The following is a 19,823-nucleotide window of genomic DNA, read 5'->3' on the forward strand; positions in this document are numbered from 1 at the left end:
TCAGGGAACGGCAACGGCAATCGTGAACACCACGCCCGGCTTGTAGATGTCCGAGCCACGACGCAGTTCGGATGCGTCCGAACCGAAGGTGTCGTAGTAGCCCAGCGTCGCCGTCGCAGGACCGAAGCCCTTGGAGAGGGTAACGGAGCCATCGTAGAAATCGGCGCGGCCATCGCTGCCGGCATCGATGGAGGTATAGCCCGTGGTGGCTCCCACCGAGAAGCCCGAATCGCCGATGTCGTAGCTGGCAGACAGGCCCGCATAGATTTCTTCCGCGCCGGTGTTGCTGTAGTCGTCGGCGTACGCGAGGATGCCGCCGACGGTCACAGGGCCACTCCAGGTCACCTTCGCGATGTATTCGTTGTAGTCGATATCCCCGTATCCATCGGAAGCGCTTTCATAGGTGTAGCGGTTCACACCCAGGTCCAGGTTCCAGCTGTCGTTGAGATCCTTGTTCCAGCCGACGTAGTAGTCGACCTCATAGTCAGGGCCACCCTCTCCGAAATCCACGTTCGACGCCCATACGCCCGCATACAGGCCGAAGGGCGCGGAATAGCTGGCACCCGCCTGGAATGCCGGTTCGTTGTCGGTCTGGGACACGCCGCGGAACACGTAGTCCGTCGTCACCGCGAAGGTCGCGCTGAACGGGGAGGACGCTTCTTCCTCGGCCTCCTGGGCGAAGGCGGACAGCGGAAGCGCCAGCAACAGGGCAGTGGCAAGGGCGGTGCAGAGCTTGACGGGCTTCATCCGGATTCTCCTGGTCGATGGCGGACGGTGGCGGCTGGCGTGGCGGTGATGCGGTCGTGAGACCGCAATCGCAGCTTCACGGTTTTTTAACTGCGCCCCGATAGTGCGCCGCAACAATCGTCGACGTCAAGTGCCTGTCCTCATGCCGGATAATTGGTTTCTTTTTCAATTAATTCAGCAGCTTACATCGCATCACCTTGGTGCCTACGCACCAGTTCGGGGAAACCATCCGAACCGTTTTGGTGCCAGACGCATCGGTTGTCCGGGAGCCGTTGCCGGGCTCTCGTGATCGGCGGGCAAGTCCACGTCGACCTCGGTGGCATCGTCCTGGAGCCGCGCCCGCAGGCGCAGGCGCGGGCCGTTCCGCTGTGCGCCGATGATCGTCGCCGGCCAGCCGGGACCCTCTTTCACTACCTCCAGGTCCTCAGGGCGCACGAAGATCTCGGCCCGCCCTTGCCCCGCCAGCTCACGCGACCGCATTGGCAACCCTGCAACCTGCAGCGCGCCTGCTTCCCAGTGCGCGGGCAGGCGATTCACCGCACCGACGAAGGAGTAGACGAAGGGCGAGGCCGGCGCATCGTAGGTATCGGCCGGGCTGGCGAGTTGTTCGATGCGCCCCCGGTTGAGAATCGCCACGCGATCGGCCAATTCAAGTGCTTCTTCCTGGTCATGCGTCACGAACACGGTGGTCAGACCCGTGCGGTCATGCAATTCCCGAAGCCAGCGACGCAGATCCCGGCGGACCTGTGCATCGAGTGCACCGAAAGGCTCATCAAGCAACAGCACGCGCGGCTCGATCGCCAGCGCACGCGCCAACGCCACGCGCTGCCGCTGGCCGCCAGACAGCTGCGCCGGATACCGCGTGCCGAATCCGTCCAGTTGCACGAGCGAAAGCAGTTCCGCGACGCGCGCGCGGATGGTGGCATCAAGCATCCGCTCGCGGCCGCGCCGCACGCGCAGGCCGAAGGCGATGTTCTCCTCCACCGTCAGGTGGCGGAACAGTGCGTAGTGCTGGAACACGAAACCCGCGCGCCGCGCCTGCACGCTGAGGCGCGTCGCATCCTCTCCATCGAACAGCACGCGTCCACCGTCCGCATGTTCGAGTCCCGCGATCACGCGCAGCAGCGTGGTCTTGCCGGACCCCGACGGGCCCAGCAGCGCAAGCAGTTCGCCCTGGCGGATGTCGAGCGATACGTCGTCCAGCGCCGTGAATTCGCCGAACCGCTTGCCCAGGTGTTCGATCTTGATGCCCATGGTCGTCCTCTCAATGACGGTGGTTGGCGGCCAGCGCTTCGCCATGGCGCCACTCCAGCCAGGTCTTCAGCACCAGCGTCACCAGTGCGGTCAGCGCCAACAACGAGGCCGCCGCGAACGCCGCGCTGTACGAGTACTCGTTGTAGAGGATCTCCACATGCAGCGGCAGCGTGTTGGTGCGCCCGCGGATGTGGCCGGACACGACCGACACCGCGCCGAACTCTCCCAGCGCGCGCGCACTGCACAGCAGCACGCCGTACAACAACGCCCAGCGGATGTTCGGCAGTGTCACCCACCAGAAGGTTTGCCAACCATTTGCGCCCAGGCTGAGTGCCGCCAGTTCCTCATCGGTGCCCTGCTGCTCCATCAATGGCATCAGCTCGCGCGCGATGAACGGGAACGTCACGAAGATGGTGGCCAGCACGATGCCTGGCAGCGCGAAGATGATCTTCGGCAACTGCAGGTGCAGGTCGCCGAGTAATGGCAGTGAGAAACGCCAGCCTTCATCGATCAGCGAATACGCCCAGCCCTGCGCGCCGAAGATCAGCACGTAGATCAGGCCGGCCACCACCGGCGACACCGCGAACGGCAGGTCGATCAGCGTGACCAGCCAGCGTTTCCCACGGAACTCATGCTTGCTGACCACCCATGCGGCGGCGACGCCGAAGAGCAGGTTCAACGGCACGACGATGAAGGTCACCAGCAGCGTCAGTTTCACCGCGGCCAATGCATCGACCTCGGTGATGGCGGTCGCGAACGCCGCCCAGCCACCCCGCAGTGCTTCGACGAACACAAGCGCCAGCGGCAGCAACAGGAACGACAGCAGGAAGGCGAGCGCGCCCAGCACCAGCAGCACCTGGACCCAGATGGGTTCGGTCGTGGCGGCATGGCGACGCCCGGGACGTGCATGCGCATCCATGACGGACGACTCCGTGAGGATGGCGGTGACGGCAGAAGCAGCGTCGCCCATATCAGCCCCCTGCCCGCTTGCCGGTGCGCTGCAGACGTGCCTGCAACGTGTTGATCAGCAGCAGCAGCGCGAACGACAGCAACAGCATGGCCGCCGCGATTGCCGTGGCGCCCTCGTAGTCGAACTCTTCCAGCTTGATGGTGATCAGCAGCGGCGCGATCTCGGACACCCCGGGCAGGTTGCCGGCGATGAAGATCACCGATCCGTATTCGCCCACGCCACGCGCGAACGCCAGAGCGAAGCCGGCCAGCACGGCCGGCCACAGCGTCGGCAACACCACGTGCCGCACCGCCTGCCAGCGGTTCGCTCCCAGGGTGGCGGCGGCTTCTTCCAGCTCCGTCTCGATTTCTGCAAGCACCGGCTGCACCACGCGCACGACGAAAGGCAGTCCGATAAACACCAGCGCCACGGTGATCCCGAACGGCGTGTACGCCACCTTGATGCCGATGGCTTCCAGCCATTGGCCGATCCAGCCGGTCGGGCCGTACAGCGCCGTCAACGCAATGCCAGCCACGGCGGTGGGCAGCGCGAACGGCAGGTCGATCATCGCGTCGAACACGCGCTTGGCGGGGAAGCGATAGCGCACGAACACCCAGGCCACCAGGGTACCCATTACGGCATTGAATGCCGCCGCCGCGAGGGCGGTGCCGAAGCTGATGCGCAGCGCTGCCAGCACGCGGGGCTCCGTCCAGACCGCCCAGACGCCCGCCGGACCCAGTCCGCCGGCCTTGGCAAACACCCCCACCAGCGGAATCAGGACGATCAGCCCCAGCCAGGCCAGCGTATAGCCCAGGCTGAGGCCGAAACCGGGGATGACGCGCCTGGCGCGCGCCTTTCCCGGCCATGGTTGAACTGCCGCCACCTTACTTCGCCTGGATCTGGTCGAACACGCCACCGTCCGCGAAGTGCGTGGCCTGCGCCTTCGCCCAGGACCCGAAAATGCGGTCGATCGTCACCAGTTCCAGCTTCGGGAAGCGCGCGATGTCTTCCTGCGCCGCATGCTGCGGATAACGCGGGCGGTAGTAGTGCTTGGCGGCCAGGCGCTGGCCGGTGGGCGAGTAGAGGTACTTCAGGTAAGCCTGCGCCGCTTCGCGCGTGCCGTGCTTGTCGACATTGCGATCCACCAGCGCTACCGGCGGCTCGGCCCGCATCGACAGGGACGGCACCACGATGTCGAACTTGTCGGGGCCCAGTTCCTCGATCGACAGGAAGGCCTCGTTCTCCCACGCCAGCAACACGTCACCGATGCCGCGCTGGACGAACGTGGTGGTCGAGCCGCGTGCGCCGGTGTCGAGGACAGGCACGTTGCGGAACAACGCACGCATGAACCTGCGCGTCTTCGCTTCGTCACCCTTGAATATGGTCAGGCCGTACGCCCATGCGGCCAGATAGTTCCAGCGCGCGCCTCCGGATGTCTTCGGATTCGGTGTGATGACCGAGATACCCGGCTTCACCAGGTCGTGCCAGTCACGGATCTTCTTCGGATTGCCCTTGCGCACCAGGAAAACGATGGCCGAGGTGTAGGGCGCGCTGTTCTCGGGCAGGCGCGATTGCCAGTTCGCCGGGAACAGCTTGGCATGCTGGGAAATCGAGTCGATGTCGTAGGCCAGCGCCAGCGTCACCACGTCGGCTTCTAGGCCATCTATGACCGAGCGCGCCTGCTTGCCTGAGCCGCCATGCGAAGTCTCGACGCTGACCTTCTGTCCCTTGGTCTTCTGCCATTCAGCGGCGAACGCGGCATTGAACTCGCGATAGAACTCGCGGGTCGGGTCATAGGACGCGTTGAGCAGCTTGACGTCCTTGGCACCCGTTGCGGCAGCCAGCGTCAGGCCTAAGGCGAGCAGGACATTGCGGGCATGGCGTCGGAACGGATCGGTGTTCATTGGAGTTCTGGAGCCACAGACGGCCTGTGCACGGGGGAGCGGACCAATGCGTCCGCCCTGGACCCAGGATGGACAGGCTGTTGCCAGCCGGAACGCAATGCTGCTTGCGTACCTGCCCGCGGGGAAATGACGAAACGACGGGCGCTTATGCCCTTCCCGCATGACGCCAGGCTGCTCCGGACGGAAAGGTAGAATGGCGGCCTTCCCTTCCAGTCCGCCCCTCATGTCCAACCCGCTGACCGCCCACTACGCCACCACCCTCGACGAGATCCGCGCCCAGGGCCTGTTCAAGGCCGAGCGGATCATCACCAGCCCGCAGTCGGCGGAAATCACGCTGGCCGACGGGCGCACGGTGCTGAACTTCTGCGCCAACAACTACCTGGGGCTGGCCGACCACCCGGACATCATCCAGGCGGCGAAGGACGCGCTGGACACGCACGGTTTCGGCATGGCCTCGGTGCGCTTCATCTGCGGCACGCAGGACCTGCACAAGCAGTTGGAGAAGACGATCGCGGACTTCTTCGGCACCGAGGACACGATCCTCTACGCTGCCTGCTTCGACGCCAACGGCGGCCTGTTCGAACCGCTGCTGGGCGAAGACGACGCGATCATCTCCGACGCGCTGAACCACGCATCGATCATCGACGGCGTGCGCCTGTGCAAGGCCAAGCGCTTCCGTTACGCAAACTGCGACATGGCCGACCTGGAAGCGCAATTGCAAGCGGCCGATGCGGCCGGCTGTAAGACCAAGCTGATCACCACCGACGGCGTGTTCTCGATGGACGGCTTCATCGCGCCGCTGGACGAGATCACCGCGCTGGCGAAGAAATACAACGCCCTGGTGCACATCGACGAATGCCATGCCACCGGCTTCCTCGGCGCCACCGGCCGCGGCTCGGCCGAGGTGAAGGGAGTTCTGGATCGCATCGACATCATCACCGGCACGCTGGGCAAGGCGATGGGCGGCGCGCTGGGGGGCTTCACCACGGCGAGGAAGGAAGTGATCGAACTGCTGCGCCAGCGCTCGCGACCGTACCTGTTCTCCAACTCGCTGCCGCCGCACGTCGTGGCCGCCGGCATCCAGGCCTTCGAGATGCTCGATGCCGCCGGTGATCTGCGCGAGACGCTGGCCGCCAACACCGCCTACTTCCGCGAGAAAATGACGGCCGCCGGTTTCGACATCAAGCCGGGTGTGCACCCGATCAGCCCGGTGATGCTGTACGACGCACCGCTGGCGCAGCGCTTCGCCGAGCGCCTGCTGCAGGAGGGAATCTATGCGATCGGTTTCTTCTTCCCGGTGGTCGCGAAGGGCCAGGCCCGTATCCGCACGCAGATGAGCGCTGCGCACACGCGTGAACATCTGGACCGCGCCATCGATGCTTTCACCCGCATCGGTCGCGAGTTGGGCGTACTGAAGGCATAACCAAAGCCTGTGCGTCCGCGGTCAGCGGGCGCGCTTGGCGATAGCGGAAGGCTTCGGCTTGGCTGGCGCACCCTTGGCGACGCGAATGCCGCGCGCCTTCATCCAGGCGTCGAACTCTTCCGCCGTCATCTTGCGGCCGTTCTGCTGCATGTCGAAACGGTGGCCATGCGGCCCCGGGCGCACGCTGACGACCTCTTCCTTCGCGTCGGTGGTATGGGCGTGTGGTGGTTTCGAGGCACAGCCCGCCGCCATACCGATGACAAACAGAACAGCGAAACGCGCAGGCAGGCGCGTCTTCAGGTCGAGCATGACAATTCCCCAGTGGTCAGGCGTGAGCGAGTGTAGGCAAGCACACCGCCGCAAACGCTGACCGCGGTCGCGCAATCAACAGCCGGTCATCGGCGCCAGCGCTTCGCGTTCCGCTGCATCGAGCATGCGCCATGCCCCCTTCGCCAACGTGCCTAGGACCAACGGTCCGATGGCGACCCGGACCAGCCGCAGTACGCGGATGTCGAAAGCCTCAAGCAATCGTCGGATCTGCCGGTTGCGGCCTTCGTCGAGCACGATCTCCACCCAGGCATTGCGTTCGCCGGCACGCAACAGGCGCGCCTGACGGGCAGCCAGATGTTCCCCTCCGACGTGGACCCCAGCCTGCAGCGCGCGCAGCAATGCTTCGTCGGGCACCCGATCGACCTGCACGTGATAGGTCTTGTCGGGCCCGCATGCCGGATCCGTGACGCGTGCGGCCCATTCCGGGTCGTTGGTGAAAAGCAGCAGACCCTCGCTGGCTTTGTCCAGCCGCCCGACCGGCGCGGTCCACGGCAGGCCGGCGCCTTCCAGGCAACGGTAGACCGTGTCGCGCCCGCGCTCGTCGCGCGTCGTCGTGACCAGGCCGCGAGGCTTGTTGAGCATCAGGTAGTGGCGATCCGCCGCCGCAGCCGCCTGGCCATCCACGCGCACGACAGCACGGCCAGCGACCACGGGAAATTCCGGATCGCGAACGATGCGCCCATCGACGGACACCCGGCCCTCGGTGATCCAGCGCGCGGCTTCCGTGCGCGAACAGACGCCCTGTTTGGACAGGATGCGCGCCAATCCGTGTCGTGTTGCGGGACTGCCGGGCACGCCCTGGCGCGCGGTCGTCCGCGTATCGCGAGGCGTTCTGCGCTCAGGCATGGTGGTGTCCGGCAGGAAAACGGCCGGGGGTGCCGGCCGTTCGTCGATCAGTTCTTCTTGGCCGGTTCGGCGGGAGCCGGCGCGGGTGCAGCGGCCGGCGCACCAGGCGCCTTGACCACGCGCACGCCACGCGACTTCATCCAGGCATCGAACTCATCGGCGGTCATGCGCTTGCCGTTCTGGCTCATGTCGAATCGCCAGGGCGAGTTGTCGTGCGCGGTTTTCGGCTGGTACGCCGCCGGGCTCGCAGTGGCGGCCGCTGCAGACGCGGGCGCGGGCAGCGCCTTGGCAACGTTGCGACATCCCTCGATACGCAGGCGCATCAGCACGCGGTCCACCGACTGCGCTTCGTCGAATGCATGCGACGCCAGCACACCGCTAGGAGCACCCAGCTGCGTGGCGGTGGCAGTGAACTCCGGTGCGACCGGCGCGATCACCGTATTGGATCTCTTCAACGGCACCGGCACGAGACTGCCCGTGCAGTCGGGCGCGGCATGGGCGGCAGGAATCGCGACGATGCACAGCAGACTGGCGAGGACGTGACGGCGCATCGTTGAACTCCTGAGTATTCCTGTTCGTGCGGCGAGTTTAGGCAGCCCCTCCTGGCATGGCAAGGAATTGCAAGCCTCCATCGTCCTGCATTGCGCAAGACGGAAACGCGGTCACGCAAATCCCGCGTATGTCTTTGGAAAAAACGAAGCCCGGCACTGGGCCGGGCTTCGGGTGTTGCGGGATGAGCGTCCGATCAGTTCTGGACGTTCAGTTCCGTACGACGGTTGCGCTCGCTCTTGCAGCCCGGCAGCGTCTGCGCGGTCGGCTCCAGCGGACGGCTCTCGCCGTAACCCACCGGGCCCACCAGACGCGAAGCATCCACGCCGTTGCTGGTCAGGTAGTCGTACACGGTCTGCGAACGACGCTGCGACAACGACTGGTTGTAGGCATCGGCACCGCACAGGTCGGTGTGACCGGCCACTTCGACGCGCAGGTCGGGGTAACGCTTCAGGATTTCGGCAGCTTCGCTCAGGATGGCGATCGCGTCCGGACGCAGGGTCGACTTGTCGAAGTCGAAGTTCACGCCCTTCAGGTCGATCGAAACCTGCACCGGGCAGCCGTCCGGACCGATGGTCTGGCCAGCCTGCGAGCCGGGGCACTTGTCGTCGCAGTTGTTGACGCCGTCACCGTCGTCATCCAGGTCCGCGCAGCTCGGCGCAGCCGGCGGGGCCGGCGGCGCAGCGGCTTCGGCCTTCGGACCCAACGGGATCACAACGCCGACCGAGGCCAGGACGTCGCCGAACCAGTCTTCCTGCGGAGCAGCAGCGCTCTGATCGTTGAAGTCTGCACGGTAGGCCAGTTCGGCGCGAACACCGACGCGCTTGTCCAGCGTGGTCTGCAGACCTACGCCCAGCTTGGCCGCCAGGTTGTTGTCGCGGGTCTGGTTCGACGCGTTGATCAGCGACTCTTCTTCCGAACGCTGCATGCCGAGGCCGGCAACGATGTACGGGTTCCAGCCGCGACCTTCCTGGATGAAGTGGCGACGCAGGTCCAGCGAGATGCCGTACTGGCTCCACAGGGCGTCACGGTTGTCTTCGAACTTCGGGTTCTGGTAGTTCAGCTCACCGTCCAACGACCAGTTGGGGCTGATGAACTTGCCAAGGCCCAGGCCCAGGAACGGGGCGTTGCGGGTGAGGCGATCGTCGTCCTGCAGGTTGAAGCCGGCGGAGCCGGTGAGGTACCAACGGTCGTCGAACTCCTGCGCCATCGCGTGGTTAGCGAGGCTCAGGCCGCCCAGCAGCGCGGCGCAGAGAATCTTCTTGTTCATTTGCAGCTCCTTTCCTTGTAAAAGTTCAGTTGTAGAGAAACCGAAATACGTCTGTTGCGGTGGTTCCGGCGTTTCTAGTTGTTATTCGAGACGACAGGGATCCATCGCCTTGCTGAACAGATTATGCGTCGGTACGTGAAGACTGTGTTAACGGTACCATAACAAGTCGGGCAAGGTTAACACTCTTGAAGGGAACTAGCGCAGATCTTCACGGGGGCAGCGACGCAGGGCGCCCGGTCCTTGGGATGCATGACGATACTCCTGTGGGTGGGCAACACACCGGTGCACGGAGGCATCTTGGCAAGTCCTCCGCAGGAGCCGATGTTCGCATCATGAACCTGCCCATCCCCGTCGTACACCTCCCGAGCCTCTTCCTGTCGCATGGTTCTCCCATGATGGCGGTCGAGGACTCTCCTACCGGCCGCTTCCTGGATCACCTTGGCGAACGATTGCCGCGACCCAGGGCCATCGTCGTGGCATCGGCCCACTTCATCCATGCGCGTCCCACCGTCACGGCCACCCCCGCACCCGACACGATCCATGACTTCGGCGGCTTCCCGGAGGCGCTCTATCGCATCCAGTACCCCGCCATGGGCACCCCAGCGTTGGCGGATCAGATCGCCGGGTTGCTGCGGGACGCCGGTTTCCCCGTCCAGGTCGATGGCCGCCACGGGCTGGACCATGGTGTCTGGGTGCCGCTGCGGCGGATGTATCCCGACGCCGACATCCCGGTGATCGCGCTGTCGGTGAACCCGGCGCAGACAGCCGAGTGGCATTACCGGCTGGGGCGGGCCCTGGCACCGCTGGGCGCGCAGGGCGTGCTGGTGGTCGGATCCGGCGGGTTCTCGCACAACCTGCGTGCCCTGGACTGGCAACACGTGCAGGCAGCGCCGTACGACTGGGTGGCCGCGTTCACCGATGCCCTGCGCGAGCGGCTGCTGGCCGGCGACATCGCGGGCGCGCTGGACTGGACCGCCTTGCCGGACGCCCACCGCAACCATCCCACTACCGAGCACCTGGTCCCGCTGTACGTCGCCCTGGGCGCCGGCGGCGATGGCGCCACGGGCCGGTTGCTACATCGCGACGTCGAGATGGGTGGCCTGGCGCTGGATGCCTTCGCTTTCGAGCCGGCCTGATCAGGCCTGCAGCCCGCGCTCCCACGGCGGGTTGTCACCGAACTGCTCGATCAGGAAGTCGGTGAAGGCACGCACGCGCGGCGGAACGAGGCGGCGCTGCGGCATCACCGCACTGATCGCGGTCGTGGCCAGCGGGTAGTCCGGCAGCAGCACCTCCAGCCGACCGGCACGCAAATCGTCGGCGACATGCCACAGCGAATGGATGACGATGCCCTCGCCCGCCAGCGAGGCGTCTCGCAGGACTTCGCCGAAGTTGCTCTCGAAGCGTCCCTGCACCCGCACCGCAACTTCGCCGCCCGTTGGCATGCCCAACCGCCACACATCCTGCCGGCCGCCACTACCGAACAGCAGCAGGCAGTCATGCTCGGCGAGCTCGTCGGGCGTGTGCGGCCGACCACGCCGGCGCAAGTAGTCGGGCGATGCGCACAGCACGCGGCGATTGGGGGCGATCCGTCGCGCGACCAGCCGCGAGTCGTCGAGCGCACCGATGCGGATCGCCAGGTCGAAACCTTCGCTGACCAGATCCACGACGTTGTCGCTGAGGTGGATGCTGAGGCGCAGCTTCGGGTGGCGTGCAAGGAAGGCCGGCAGCAGCGGCGAGACGTACTGGCGCCCGAAGGATGCGGACGTCGTCACCCGCAGCGTGCCGGCGACCTCGCGCGCTGCTCCGCGCAGGCCGCTGCCCAGGGCTTCAATCTCTTCCACCAGCACCCGCCCCTGCTCGGCGAGCGCGGCGCCTTCCGGCGTGGGATGCAGGCGACGTGTCGTCCGGTGCAGCAGGCGCACACCCAGTTCCGTCTCCAGCCGCTTCAGGCGCTGGCTGGCCACGGCGACCGAGAGATCCAGGCTGTGAGCCGCTGCAGTAATCGACCCGAGATCGAGCACGCGCAGGAACAGGGTCAGGTCACCGATACGTTCCATTATCAATAATTCATTGATAGTGATTCTTCATATTCGCCGTTTCCCATCATGAAGGGAAGACGCAAGCTGCGCGCCTCGTTCTCCTACCCACCCACCCCATGTCCCCCACTCCCTCCTTCCGGTTACCGCTGGGCCTGTACGCGCTCACCGCCGGCGCGTTCGGCATCGGCACCACCGAATTCGTCATCATGGGCCTGCTGATGCAGGTCGCCGCCGATCTCCACGTCTCCATCGCCGCCGCGGGCCTGCTGATCTCCGGCTATGCGCTGGGCGTGTTCGTCGGCGCTCCGCTGCTGACCGCCGCGACCAACCGGATGCCGCGCAAGGCGGTACTCGTGGCGCTGATGATCGTGTTCACGCTCGGCAACCTCGCCTGCGCCCTGGCGCCGAACTACGAACTGCTGATGGTCGCGCGCGTGATCACGTCGCTCGCGCACGGCACGTTCTTCGGCGTCGGCGCGGTGGTCGCCACCGGCCTGGTCAGCGAAGACCGCAAAGCCTCGGCCATTTCGATCATGTTCACCGGCCTGACCGTGGCCACGCTGCTGGGCGTGCCCGCGGGCGCCTGGCTGGGACTGGAGTACGGCTGGCGCGCAACGTTCTGGGCCGTCACCGCCATCGGAGTGTTCGCCACCGTGATCATCGCCACGCTGGTCCCGGCCGACCGCAGCGCGCTGGCTCCACTGGCGTTCCGCGACGAACTGCGCGTGGTCGGCCGCCCGCAGGTGCTGCTCGGCCTGCTGATGACCGTGCTCGGCTTCGGTGGCATGTTCACCGTCTACACGTACATCCAGCCACTGCTGACGCAGGTGACGGGCTTCGCCGATGCGGCGGTCTCGCCGATCCTGCTGGTCTTCGGCGTAGGCATGATCGTCGGCAACCTGCTGGGCGGACGCTTCGCCGATCGCCGACTGGCCACGGCCCTGCTCGGCACGCTGGCGCTGCTGGCGCTGGTGATGGGCGCGATGAGCTTCGCGCTGCACAGCCGCTGGGCGATGATCCTCTTCACCGGCCTGCTGGGCGCTGCCGCTTTCGCGACCGTCTCGCCGCTGCAGCTGTGGGTGCTTCAGAAGGCCAGCGATGCGCAGAGCCTGGCGTCCAGCCTCAACATCGGCGCCTTCAACCTCGGCAATGCGCTCGGCGCGTGGCTGGGCGGCGTGGTGATCTCGCAGGGCCTGGGCCTGTCGGCGCTGCCATGGGTCGCCGCGCTGGTGCCGGCGTCCGCGTTCGCCATTGCACTGTGGGCGCTGGCGCTGGAGCGACGTCAGGCGATTCACGCAGCAGGTGCCACCCCATCACTGCAGGCCGACGGATGCGCCTGATCTCCTTTCCTTACGCTTGAGGAGCTTCCCATGGAAACCCGTTTTCTCGGCCGTTCCGGCCTGAAGGTCTCTGCACTCGGCTTCGGCGCCGGCACTTTCGGCGGCAAGGGGCCGCTGTTCGGCGCCTGGGGCAACACCGATACCGCGCAGGCGCGCCGCATGATCGACATCAGTCTGGAGGCGGGCCTCACCTTCTTCGACACCGCCGATGTCTATTCGGACGGCGCGTCCGAATCGATCCTGGGCGCGGCTCTGCAAGGCCGGCGCGATCAGGTCATCCTGTCCAGCAAGACCGGCCTGCGCCTGGGTGAAGGCCCCAACGATGCCGGCGCCTCGCGCTTCCGCTTGCTGAAGGCGGTGGATGCCTCTCTTGCGCGGCTTGGCACCGACTATCTCGACCTACTGCAGCTGCACGCGTTCGATGCGCTGACACCGGTCGAGGAAACCCTGTCCACGCTCGATGGCCTGGTCCGCGCAGGCAAGGTGCGGTACCTGGGCGTGTCCAACTATGCCGGCTGGCAGCTGATGAAATCGCTCGGCATCGCCGAACGCTACGGCTACACCCGCTACGTTGCCAACCAGACCTACTATTCGCTGGCCGGCCGCGACTACGAGTGGGAACTGATGCCGCTGGCCATCGACCAGGGGATAGGAGCGGTAGTGTGGAGTCCGCTGGGTTGGGGTCGCCTGACCGGCAAGCTGCGACGCGGGCAACCCCTCCCGACCACCAGCCGCCTGCACGACACGGCCGATGTGGGGCCGCCCATCGCACAGGAGCGCCTGTTCCGCATCATCGACGCGCTGGATATCGTCGCCGAGGAAACCGGCAAGTCGATACCGCAGATCGCCATCAACTGGTTGCTGCAGCGCCCCACCGTTTCGACCGTACTGATCGGCGCGCGCAACGAGGAACAGCTGCGACAGAACCTGGGCGCCATCGGCTGGCAGCTGTCGGCCGACCAGATCGCGCGCCTGGACGCCGCCAGCGCGGTGGAAGCACCGTATCCCTACTATCCCTACTGGCGCGGCCATTTTTCCGAACGCAGCCCGCTTCCCGTCCAAGCCTTTCCCCCGTCCGCCGGAGCCGCCCCATGAAAGCCGTCGCCCTGACCCGCTACCTGCCCATCGACGATCCGCAATCGCTGCTGGATGTCGAACTCGAAACGCCTACCGCCACCGGTCACGACATCCTCGTGCGTGTGGAAGCCGTGTCGGTGAACCCGGTCGACACGAAGGTGCGCGCGCCGAAGCCGCAGATCGAGGCGCAACCGAAGGTGCTCGGCTACGACGCCGCCGGCGTGGTGGAAGCCGTCGGCGAGGCGGTGACGCGCTTCAAGCCCGGCGACGCGGTCTACTACGCGGGCGACATCACCCGCCCCGGCAGCAATGCGCAGTTGCAGCTGGTCGATGAACGCATCGTCGGCCGCAAGCCCGCGTCGCTGGACTTCGCGCAGGCCGCTGCCTTGCCGCTGACGACCATCACGGCATGGGAGCTGCTGTTCCACCGCATGCCCTACTCGCCCGAGCGCGGTGGCAAGGGCAAGTCGCTGCTGGTGATTGCCGGTGCAGGCGGCGTGGGCTCGATCGCGATCCAGTTGGCAAAGCGGGCCGGCTTCACTGTGATCGCCACTGCGTCGCGACAGGACACGATCGACTGGTGCAAGGCGCTCGGCGCAGACCACGTCATCAACCATCGCGAAGCGCTGGGTCCGCAGCTGAAGGCCCTGGGCTTCGACAGCATTGATGCTGTCCTGAATCTGGCCGACACCGACCGCTACTGGACCGAACTGGGCGACCTGCTGGCGCCGCTGGGCCACGTCGGCCTGATCGTCGAGCCGCGCGGCGAACTGCGCATCGGCGATCCGTACAAGGCCAAGAGCATCGGCATCCACTGGGAAATGATGTTCGCCCGCCCGCGCTTCCGTACCGCCGACATGGGCGAACAGGGCGCACTGCTGGACCGCGTGGCGGACCTGATCGACGCCGGCGACGTGCGCGGCACGCTGACTGGCACCCTGTCGCCGATCAATGCGGCGAACCTGCGCGAAGCCCATCGCCGGCTGGAATCCGGCACCACCATCGGCAAGCTGGTGCTCGCCGGCTGGTGATGGCGCGATAGCGGTGGGAGCGACGTAAGTCGCGACGGGCGCGAGGAGATCCATGCACCTCAACCTTTCCTATCGCGACTTACGTCGCTCCCACAGCATCACCCGTGACTACGCAGCCGCTGCGTCTCCAGTGCGGTCACGCTTGAGCACGGCGACCGGCTCCGCCCAGGTACTGGCGGCGCGCCGCTTGCTGGTAGCCAGCACCAGGTCGGACGGCTCGAACACGTTGACGTTGTGCGTGATCGGCGTGGTCAGGATGTACTGCGCATCGGTCGAGCGAAGGAAGCGACCGACCTTCTCGATGTTGGCCACGTCCAGATGCGCGAACGGCTCGTCGATGAAGACGAAGCCGCCCGGTTGCTCCTCATCACGCAGCAAACCCACCAGCAGAAGCAGTGACTTCATCACCTGCTGTCCGCCCGAGGCCTCGCCGTCGTCCAGGCCGATCCAGCCCTTGCGGTCAAAGTCGAAGCGCACGGTCAGGCCGGCCTGCGCCAACGCGGTGTCCTCGTTCACCAGTTCGGGCAGTTCGGCATCAACGCCAATGCCGGCAAGCTCGCCGAGTGCCGCCAGATTGCGCTTGTAGCGGCGCACCGTGGCACGCAGCACGTTGATGTACGCGCCGCGCGCCTCCTCGGTCAGGCGGCGTGCGCGATGCAGGTGCGCCTCGCGCTTACCGATGGCGGCTTCCAGCCCGGCGTGGTCGGCGGCGAACTTGTCGCGCAACGCAACGCAACCTTCATCCTCCACGTAGCCCCCGCGCGCGATGCGCTCTTCGATCCGCTCCAGTTCGCGACGGACCGCACCGGCGCTTTCGTACTCCTCGCGCGCTGCACGCAGCGCCGATACGCTGCGCCACGCGACTGGCATCTGGGCACGGCGACGACGGTAATCGAGAATCCGCTGCGCCAGCGCCATGCGCTCTTGGTCGATCTGCTGAGCACGCTCACGCACCTCCGTCGCCAGCGCCTTGATCTCGCCGGCACGGCTGGCCGCCGCGATGCCCTCGACCTTGTCCTGTGTTTCCAGGGCGTCCAGGCGTGCACGCGCCTCGGCAAGCGAAGCCCCTGCCGCGGCCGCCGCCTCCGCGAGCGCGGGCAGGCGCTCGACGGCATCGGCGAACTCCGCCGCACGCGTCACCAGTTCCTGCCCGGCATCCAGCCCCAGCAGGCGCGACTGCGCGGCGTCGAGTTGCTTGCGCAATGCCGCCAGTGCGTCCTCGCGCACCTGCGCACGGTCCTGCAGCATCGCGTGTTCCGAACGCAACGACGCGAGCTGCGCCTGCCGTGCACCGGCACCGAAATGATGCGCACCACCGCCGACATGACGAGCGCCCCGCTGCTCGCGCAAGTAGCCCTTGGCCGTGATCCAGTCCTGGCCCTTCGGCAGGCGATGGCCGGCCTCCACATCGGCAACGCGCTGGATGCGGTCGAGATGCCGGGGCAACCATGCCGGCGGGTCATCGGAGAACCGCACGACCTCCAGCAACGAGCCCTTCGTCGCCTTCTCCACCGGCGCACGATCGGCGACCACGAAATGGCGATACTGCATCTGCTCGCCAAGCCGCCAGGCCTCGCGGGCGTCCTTAGGGTGATCCAGCAGCACCAGGTGACGGTAGGGTGCAAGCACGGCTTCCACCGCGACCGCCCAGTCCGCTTCCACGACATCGACCAGCTCGGTGAGCACGCGATGTGCGATGCCCTGGCGATCCAGTGCCGCGCGGAACTCGCGCTCGAACGGTTCGACCAACCGGCCGCCGCCGCTGAGCGCGCCGACCTGGGCAGCGATCTCACCACTGCGCTGGCGATCGCGTTCGGCTTCCAGCTTCAGTTCGGCTTGGCGACGGCGTCCATCTTCCAGCTCACGACTCAAGGCATCCACGTCGTTACCGCCGCGCTCGGCCTGCAGCTTCGCCAGTTCGTCGTGGCGACGCACCAGTGACTCGGCATCGCGCGCATGATCACGCGCCTGGGTGAAGACTGCTTCCGCCTGCCTGAGCTCCGCGCGCGTCTCGACCAGCTCGGCAGCGGCACGATCCCGTTGCAACTGTGCGGCCACCTCCTGGCCAAGCAGGTTTGCGTGAGCGCGTTCGCGCTCGCGCAGCGCGCGGCGCAGGCCGGTCAGGCGTGGTCGTGCGCCTTCGATGGTGGCACGCATGTCGGCCAGCTCCACCTTGGGCGCGATCTCGGTCTGCAGGCGGTTGCGCTGCGAACGCAAGGACAGCCCATCTTCGAACGACCGCACATCCGCGCGCGACGACTCCAGCCTGACATGCAGCTCCGCCAGACCCTGTTGCAGCTGGCCGATCTCCTTCTCCACGTCGAACTGTTCGTTGCGGGCACGCTGGTAGTCGTCCAGGACCGCCTTGTCCTCGAACACATCGAACACCAATTGCAGCAGCTCGCGCGGCGACAGCTGGCAGAGCTTGTCGGTGGCGCCCTGCTCAAGCGTCAGTACGCGGCAGATAGCCCGGCTCAGGCCGGCGCCCGCCAGCCGCACGCGATAGTCGCGCACGCCCAGCCAGTCGCCGCCCTGGTCAAGCGTTTCCACTGGCACGTCGCCCGCGACGATCTGGTAGTCGCGCGACCAGTCGCCGCCACGCTTGCGGATGCGGCAGGCGATGGTCACGTGCTCGTCCATGTGCGGGAAGAACGCGCGCTTTCCGCGCCGGTCGACCGGATTGCTCACCACCGCGCGCAACCAGGCATACGGCTTGCCGTTGTGGCGCAGGTAGGTCTTGTAGTCGCGCGCCATGTCGCGGTCGTCGATCGCCAGCAGCGTGCGCAGTGCGTCCAGCAGCGTGGTCTTGCCGGAGCCGTTCGGGCCGACGACGGTGATGATGGAGGCATCCAGCGGCAGCGTGTAGCGCTGCCAGTAGTCCCAGTGGACGACTTCCAGGCTGCGGAACTCAAACATCGGCCTGCTCCTCGTTCACTTCGTCGACACTCTCGTCCAGCGGCGCCGCGGGCGCATTCGCCTGCGAGGCACGCGCCTCTTCGATCACCTGCGCGAGCGCCCCGTCCATCACGCGGCTGGCGACGCGCTCGTAATCGAACGCCAGGTCGAGCAGCGGCCCTTCATGGATTCGCTCGCGGCGGCGCACGATGAAACCGTGCCGCTGAAGCGTACCGAGATTCATCTGCAGCCGGCCCTTGCCGCCGAGCTTGTCGGCGAAATCGGCCAGCAGCGTGCGTTCGTTGAGCGGCTCGACCAGCTCGGCGCCCACCGGCACCGGCTTGAGCTCGGCGAACATCTGCTCCTGCTCATGCTGGCGCTCGCCTTCCTGCCGCGCGATCTGGCGCTGGCGCTTGGGCAGCACCAGCAGCGCCCACAGCACGACCAGCAGCGCGACCGTGTCGCGCCCCAGCGAGAGGTTGCTGGCGGCCCAGGCGTCACCATGGCCGTAGACATCGCTCTCCTGCGCGCGCGCGACGCCGACGGCGACATGCGCCGCATAGGGATGCTCAAGCAGGCGCAGGCCGGCGGCGGCGAGGCGGCGATCAAGGTCGTCGCGCAGTTCGGCGTCGACCAGCACCTGGCGGATGGCGCGGTCCTCGCGCGGCAGCCAGCGCTCTGCCAGCAGCCGTGCGATCAGGGAAGCGATGGGGTCGTTCATGCGGTGCGGGCTTTCTTGTTGCGGAGAGGCCCGGGCTTTGCCGGCACCTCGGGAGTCTGCGGCAGCAGCCGGCCACGGCTCATGTAAGCCACGCCGGCACGCTGGACGGATTCGATTTCGGTGCCTACGTGCCACTGCATCGGCAGCTGCGCCAGCGAAGCCGTGATGCCATGACGGTTCTCCGCGCCGGCGTCGCCGATCAGGCCGAGCAGGGACAGGCGATACGCGCTGAGGGCGAAGCCATCCTGCGGCACCCAGTCCGACAACGGCGCCTCGGCCTCGAGGGCGGCCAACTGGTCGAACCATTGCTCGGCATGCCGATACTCGTTCTGCGCCACGGGCACCTGCATGTCCACCGGCGCCGCCTGCGATGGTGGCAGCGAAGTTTCATCCTGCGCGGCGCGTTCGCGTTCGACCAGTTCGTACTCGGCTACGTCAAGCGCGATCGGGCCCAGTGCGAATACCGGCTGGGGCACACGCATGAGCACGTCGTCGGCCAGTGTCGCCAGCGCCTGGGCATCCAGCGCGCGCAGGTACCGGTTGACGTCGGACGAGGACAGCCCGCTCGCACCGAGGTGCACGCGATGGCGGTCGAGCTGGTTGAGCGCACGCTGGAACACCGACGCCTGTCGCAGCAACGCGCTCTGCGCGCGGCCGATCTGCTGGGCGACGCGGTGGGTGGCAATGTCCAGTTCGCCGTCGGCGGCGATGTCGCGGATCAATTCGGTGCCCTTCTCCACCCACTGCCAGACCGACTGCAGCGTATCGGCGGCCCGCTGGATACGGTGTTCGGATCCGCTCAGTACGGCCTGGTCGAAGTCCTCGCGCAGTTCATTCAACCGGGACAACAGATGTTGCAGGTCGTCGGCGCCCACCCGACCCATGGCCTGGCCTGCGGCGAGCTGCGCGGTGACGTAGGCGAGCTCGTCGCCTTCGCGGTTGAACTGCAACAGTAGGCCGATCGAGGCCAATGCCTGACGACCGATCGGGCTGATCCGATAGCGCTGGCTGGCACCGTCCCATAGCAGCAGGTCGTTTTCGCGCAGGCGGCCGAGCACGGTGTCGAATTTGACCGGATCCAGATAGGCGAACTGGTCGCGCAATTCCTGCGGCGACCAGTCTGGCGCCTCACCGCGCTCGCCAAGGGTGCGCAGGACCAGCAGGCGCACCATGACGCTCTCCTCGCCGCCATGGAACAGCGTGGAGAAGGCCCGCAACAGGTCGCGGGCACCGAGCAGGGGATGGAGGTCCGGCAGGTCCACGGCGGCGAAGCCGGCGCGCAGGTAGTCGTGCAGGGGGGGTGAGGCGGTATCCATGAAGGGCCGGGAACCTGGGGCGCCCATGGTCCCCGAGCCGCTGGCGTCGGACAACTCTTGCAAGCCGGCCGGGTCTGTGCCCTGCTTCGCGCCACGGATGCCGGTCGTGGCCCGGCCCGCGCCGTCTTGCGC

General features: G+C 66.7%; 18 protein-coding genes. 5 read left to right on the top strand and 13 right to left on the bottom strand.

All coding sequences use genetic code 11. The features are described 5' to 3' along the window. The 5 genes from FB548_RS09630 to FB548_RS09650 all read right to left on the bottom strand — a co-directional run bounded on the left by FB548_RS09630 (position 1) and on the right by FB548_RS09650 (position 4,854). Positions 1 to 747 carry a TorF family putative porin gene (locus tag FB548_RS09630; RefSeq protein ID WP_142124550.1) on the bottom strand — a complete coding sequence of 249 codons (747 nt, stop codon included), beginning with the start codon at positions 745 to 747 and terminating at the stop codon, positions 1 to 3. Between the two features lie 204 nt (positions 748 to 951). Beyond that, positions 952 to 2,001 carry a sulfate/molybdate ABC transporter ATP-binding protein gene (locus tag FB548_RS09635; protein ID WP_142124641.1) on the bottom strand — a complete coding sequence of 350 codons (1,050 nt, stop codon included), beginning with the start codon at positions 1,999 to 2,001 and terminating at the stop codon, positions 952 to 954. A gap of 10 nt (positions 2,002 to 2,011) precedes the next feature. Beyond that, positions 2,012 to 2,971 (bottom strand): sulfate ABC transporter permease subunit CysW, encoded by a 960-nt coding sequence (cysW, locus tag FB548_RS09640; RefSeq protein ID WP_142124551.1) that lies wholly within the window; start codon positions 2,969 to 2,971, stop codon positions 2,012 to 2,014. Between the two features lies 1 nt (position 2,972). Beyond that, on the bottom strand, positions 2,973 to 3,833 hold the full coding sequence (gene cysT / locus FB548_RS09645) for a sulfate ABC transporter permease subunit CysT (RefSeq protein WP_142124552.1): 861 nt from the start codon (positions 3,831 to 3,833) through the stop codon (positions 2,973 to 2,975). A 1-nt stretch (position 3,834) separates the two neighbouring features. Further along, positions 3,835 to 4,854 carry a sulfate ABC transporter substrate-binding protein gene (locus FB548_RS09650; protein WP_142124553.1) on the bottom strand — a complete coding sequence of 340 codons (1,020 nt, stop codon included), beginning with the start codon at positions 4,852 to 4,854 and terminating at the stop codon, positions 3,835 to 3,837. Positions 4,855 to 5,077: 223 nt separating this feature from the next. On the opposite strand from FB548_RS09650, the gene kbl reads away from it, so the two are divergent. Next, positions 5,078 to 6,277, top strand: a complete 1,200-nt coding sequence (gene kbl, locus FB548_RS09655) for a glycine C-acetyltransferase (protein ID WP_142124554.1) — start codon at positions 5,078 to 5,080, stop codon at positions 6,275 to 6,277. Positions 6,278 to 6,298: 21 nt separating this feature from the next. On the opposite strand, the gene FB548_RS09660 is transcribed toward kbl, so the two are convergent. The 4 genes from FB548_RS09660 to FB548_RS09675 form a co-directional block, all read right to left on the bottom strand. Further along, complete coding sequence (locus FB548_RS09660; protein ID WP_142124555.1) at positions 6,299 to 6,586, bottom strand: hypothetical protein; 288 nt, start codon at positions 6,584 to 6,586, stop codon at positions 6,299 to 6,301. 75 nt (positions 6,587 to 6,661) lie between these two features. Beyond that, entirely contained in the window at positions 6,662 to 7,453 is a 792-nt protein-coding gene (locus tag FB548_RS09665; protein ID WP_142124556.1) for a pseudouridine synthase, read from the bottom strand. Between the two features lie 47 nt (positions 7,454 to 7,500). After that, positions 7,501 to 8,004 (bottom strand): hypothetical protein, encoded by a 504-nt coding sequence (locus FB548_RS09670; protein ID WP_142124557.1) that lies wholly within the window; start codon positions 8,002 to 8,004, stop codon positions 7,501 to 7,503. Positions 8,005 to 8,198: 194 nt separating this feature from the next. Beyond that, positions 8,199 to 9,272: an OmpA family protein gene (locus FB548_RS09675; RefSeq protein WP_142124558.1), complete on the bottom strand. Its 1,074-nt coding sequence runs from the start codon at positions 9,270 to 9,272 to the stop codon at positions 8,199 to 8,201. 332 nt (positions 9,273 to 9,604) lie between these two features. Between FB548_RS09675 and FB548_RS09680 the strand changes: the two genes are divergently transcribed. Beyond that, positions 9,605 to 10,408: a class III extradiol ring-cleavage dioxygenase gene (locus tag FB548_RS09680; protein ID WP_142124559.1), complete on the top strand. Its 804-nt coding sequence runs from the start codon at positions 9,605 to 9,607 to the stop codon at positions 10,406 to 10,408. Here FB548_RS09680 and FB548_RS09685 read toward each other — a convergent pair whose 3' ends face one another. Further along, positions 10,409 to 11,329 carry a LysR family transcriptional regulator gene (locus tag FB548_RS09685; RefSeq protein WP_142124560.1) on the bottom strand — a complete coding sequence of 307 codons (921 nt, stop codon included), beginning with the start codon at positions 11,327 to 11,329 and terminating at the stop codon, positions 10,409 to 10,411. A gap of 98 nt (positions 11,330 to 11,427) precedes the next feature. Here FB548_RS09685 and FB548_RS09690 point away from each other — a divergent pair, with 98 nt between their 5' ends. From FB548_RS09690 to FB548_RS09700, 3 genes are read left to right on the top strand one after another with little or no spacing between them, the layout of a single operon-like run. Beyond that, on the top strand, positions 11,428 to 12,651 hold the full coding sequence (locus tag FB548_RS09690; protein ID WP_142124561.1) for an MFS transporter: 1,224 nt from the start codon (positions 11,428 to 11,430) through the stop codon (positions 12,649 to 12,651). A gap of 30 nt (positions 12,652 to 12,681) precedes the next feature. Then, positions 12,682 to 13,746, top strand: coding sequence for an aldo/keto reductase (locus FB548_RS09695; RefSeq protein ID WP_142124562.1), 1,065 nt, complete (start codon positions 12,682 to 12,684; stop codon positions 13,744 to 13,746). Beyond that, a complete protein-coding gene (locus tag FB548_RS09700; protein ID WP_142124563.1) occupies positions 13,743 to 14,759 on the top strand; it encodes a zinc-binding alcohol dehydrogenase family protein in 1,017 nt (338 codons plus the stop codon). Before FB548_RS09695 ends, FB548_RS09700 begins: the two co-directional genes overlap by 4 nt. A 108-nt stretch (positions 14,760 to 14,867) precedes the next feature. Here FB548_RS09700 and FB548_RS09705 read toward each other — a convergent pair whose 3' ends face one another. From FB548_RS09705 to FB548_RS09715, 3 genes are read right to left on the bottom strand one after another with little or no spacing between them, the layout of a single operon-like run. Then, on the bottom strand, positions 14,868 to 17,675 hold the full coding sequence (locus FB548_RS09705; RefSeq protein ID WP_142124564.1) for an AAA family ATPase: 2,808 nt from the start codon (positions 17,673 to 17,675) through the stop codon (positions 14,868 to 14,870). Next, positions 17,668 to 18,375 carry a hypothetical protein gene (locus FB548_RS09710; RefSeq protein ID WP_142124565.1) on the bottom strand — a complete coding sequence of 236 codons (708 nt, stop codon included), beginning with the start codon at positions 18,373 to 18,375 and terminating at the stop codon, positions 17,668 to 17,670. Before FB548_RS09710 ends, FB548_RS09705 begins: the two co-directional genes overlap by 8 nt. Beyond that, positions 18,372 to 19,691 carry a hypothetical protein gene (locus tag FB548_RS09715; protein WP_142124566.1) on the bottom strand — a complete coding sequence of 440 codons (1,320 nt, stop codon included), beginning with the start codon at positions 19,689 to 19,691 and terminating at the stop codon, positions 18,372 to 18,374. The genes FB548_RS09710 and FB548_RS09715 overlap by 4 nt, the downstream gene beginning before the upstream one ends. Between the last annotated feature and the right edge of the window lie 132 nt (positions 19,692 to 19,823).

Source organism: Pseudoxanthomonas sp. 3HH-4, from assembly GCF_006716465.1.
Classification (GTDB): Bacteria; Pseudomonadota; Gammaproteobacteria; order Xanthomonadales; family Xanthomonadaceae; genus Pseudoxanthomonas_A.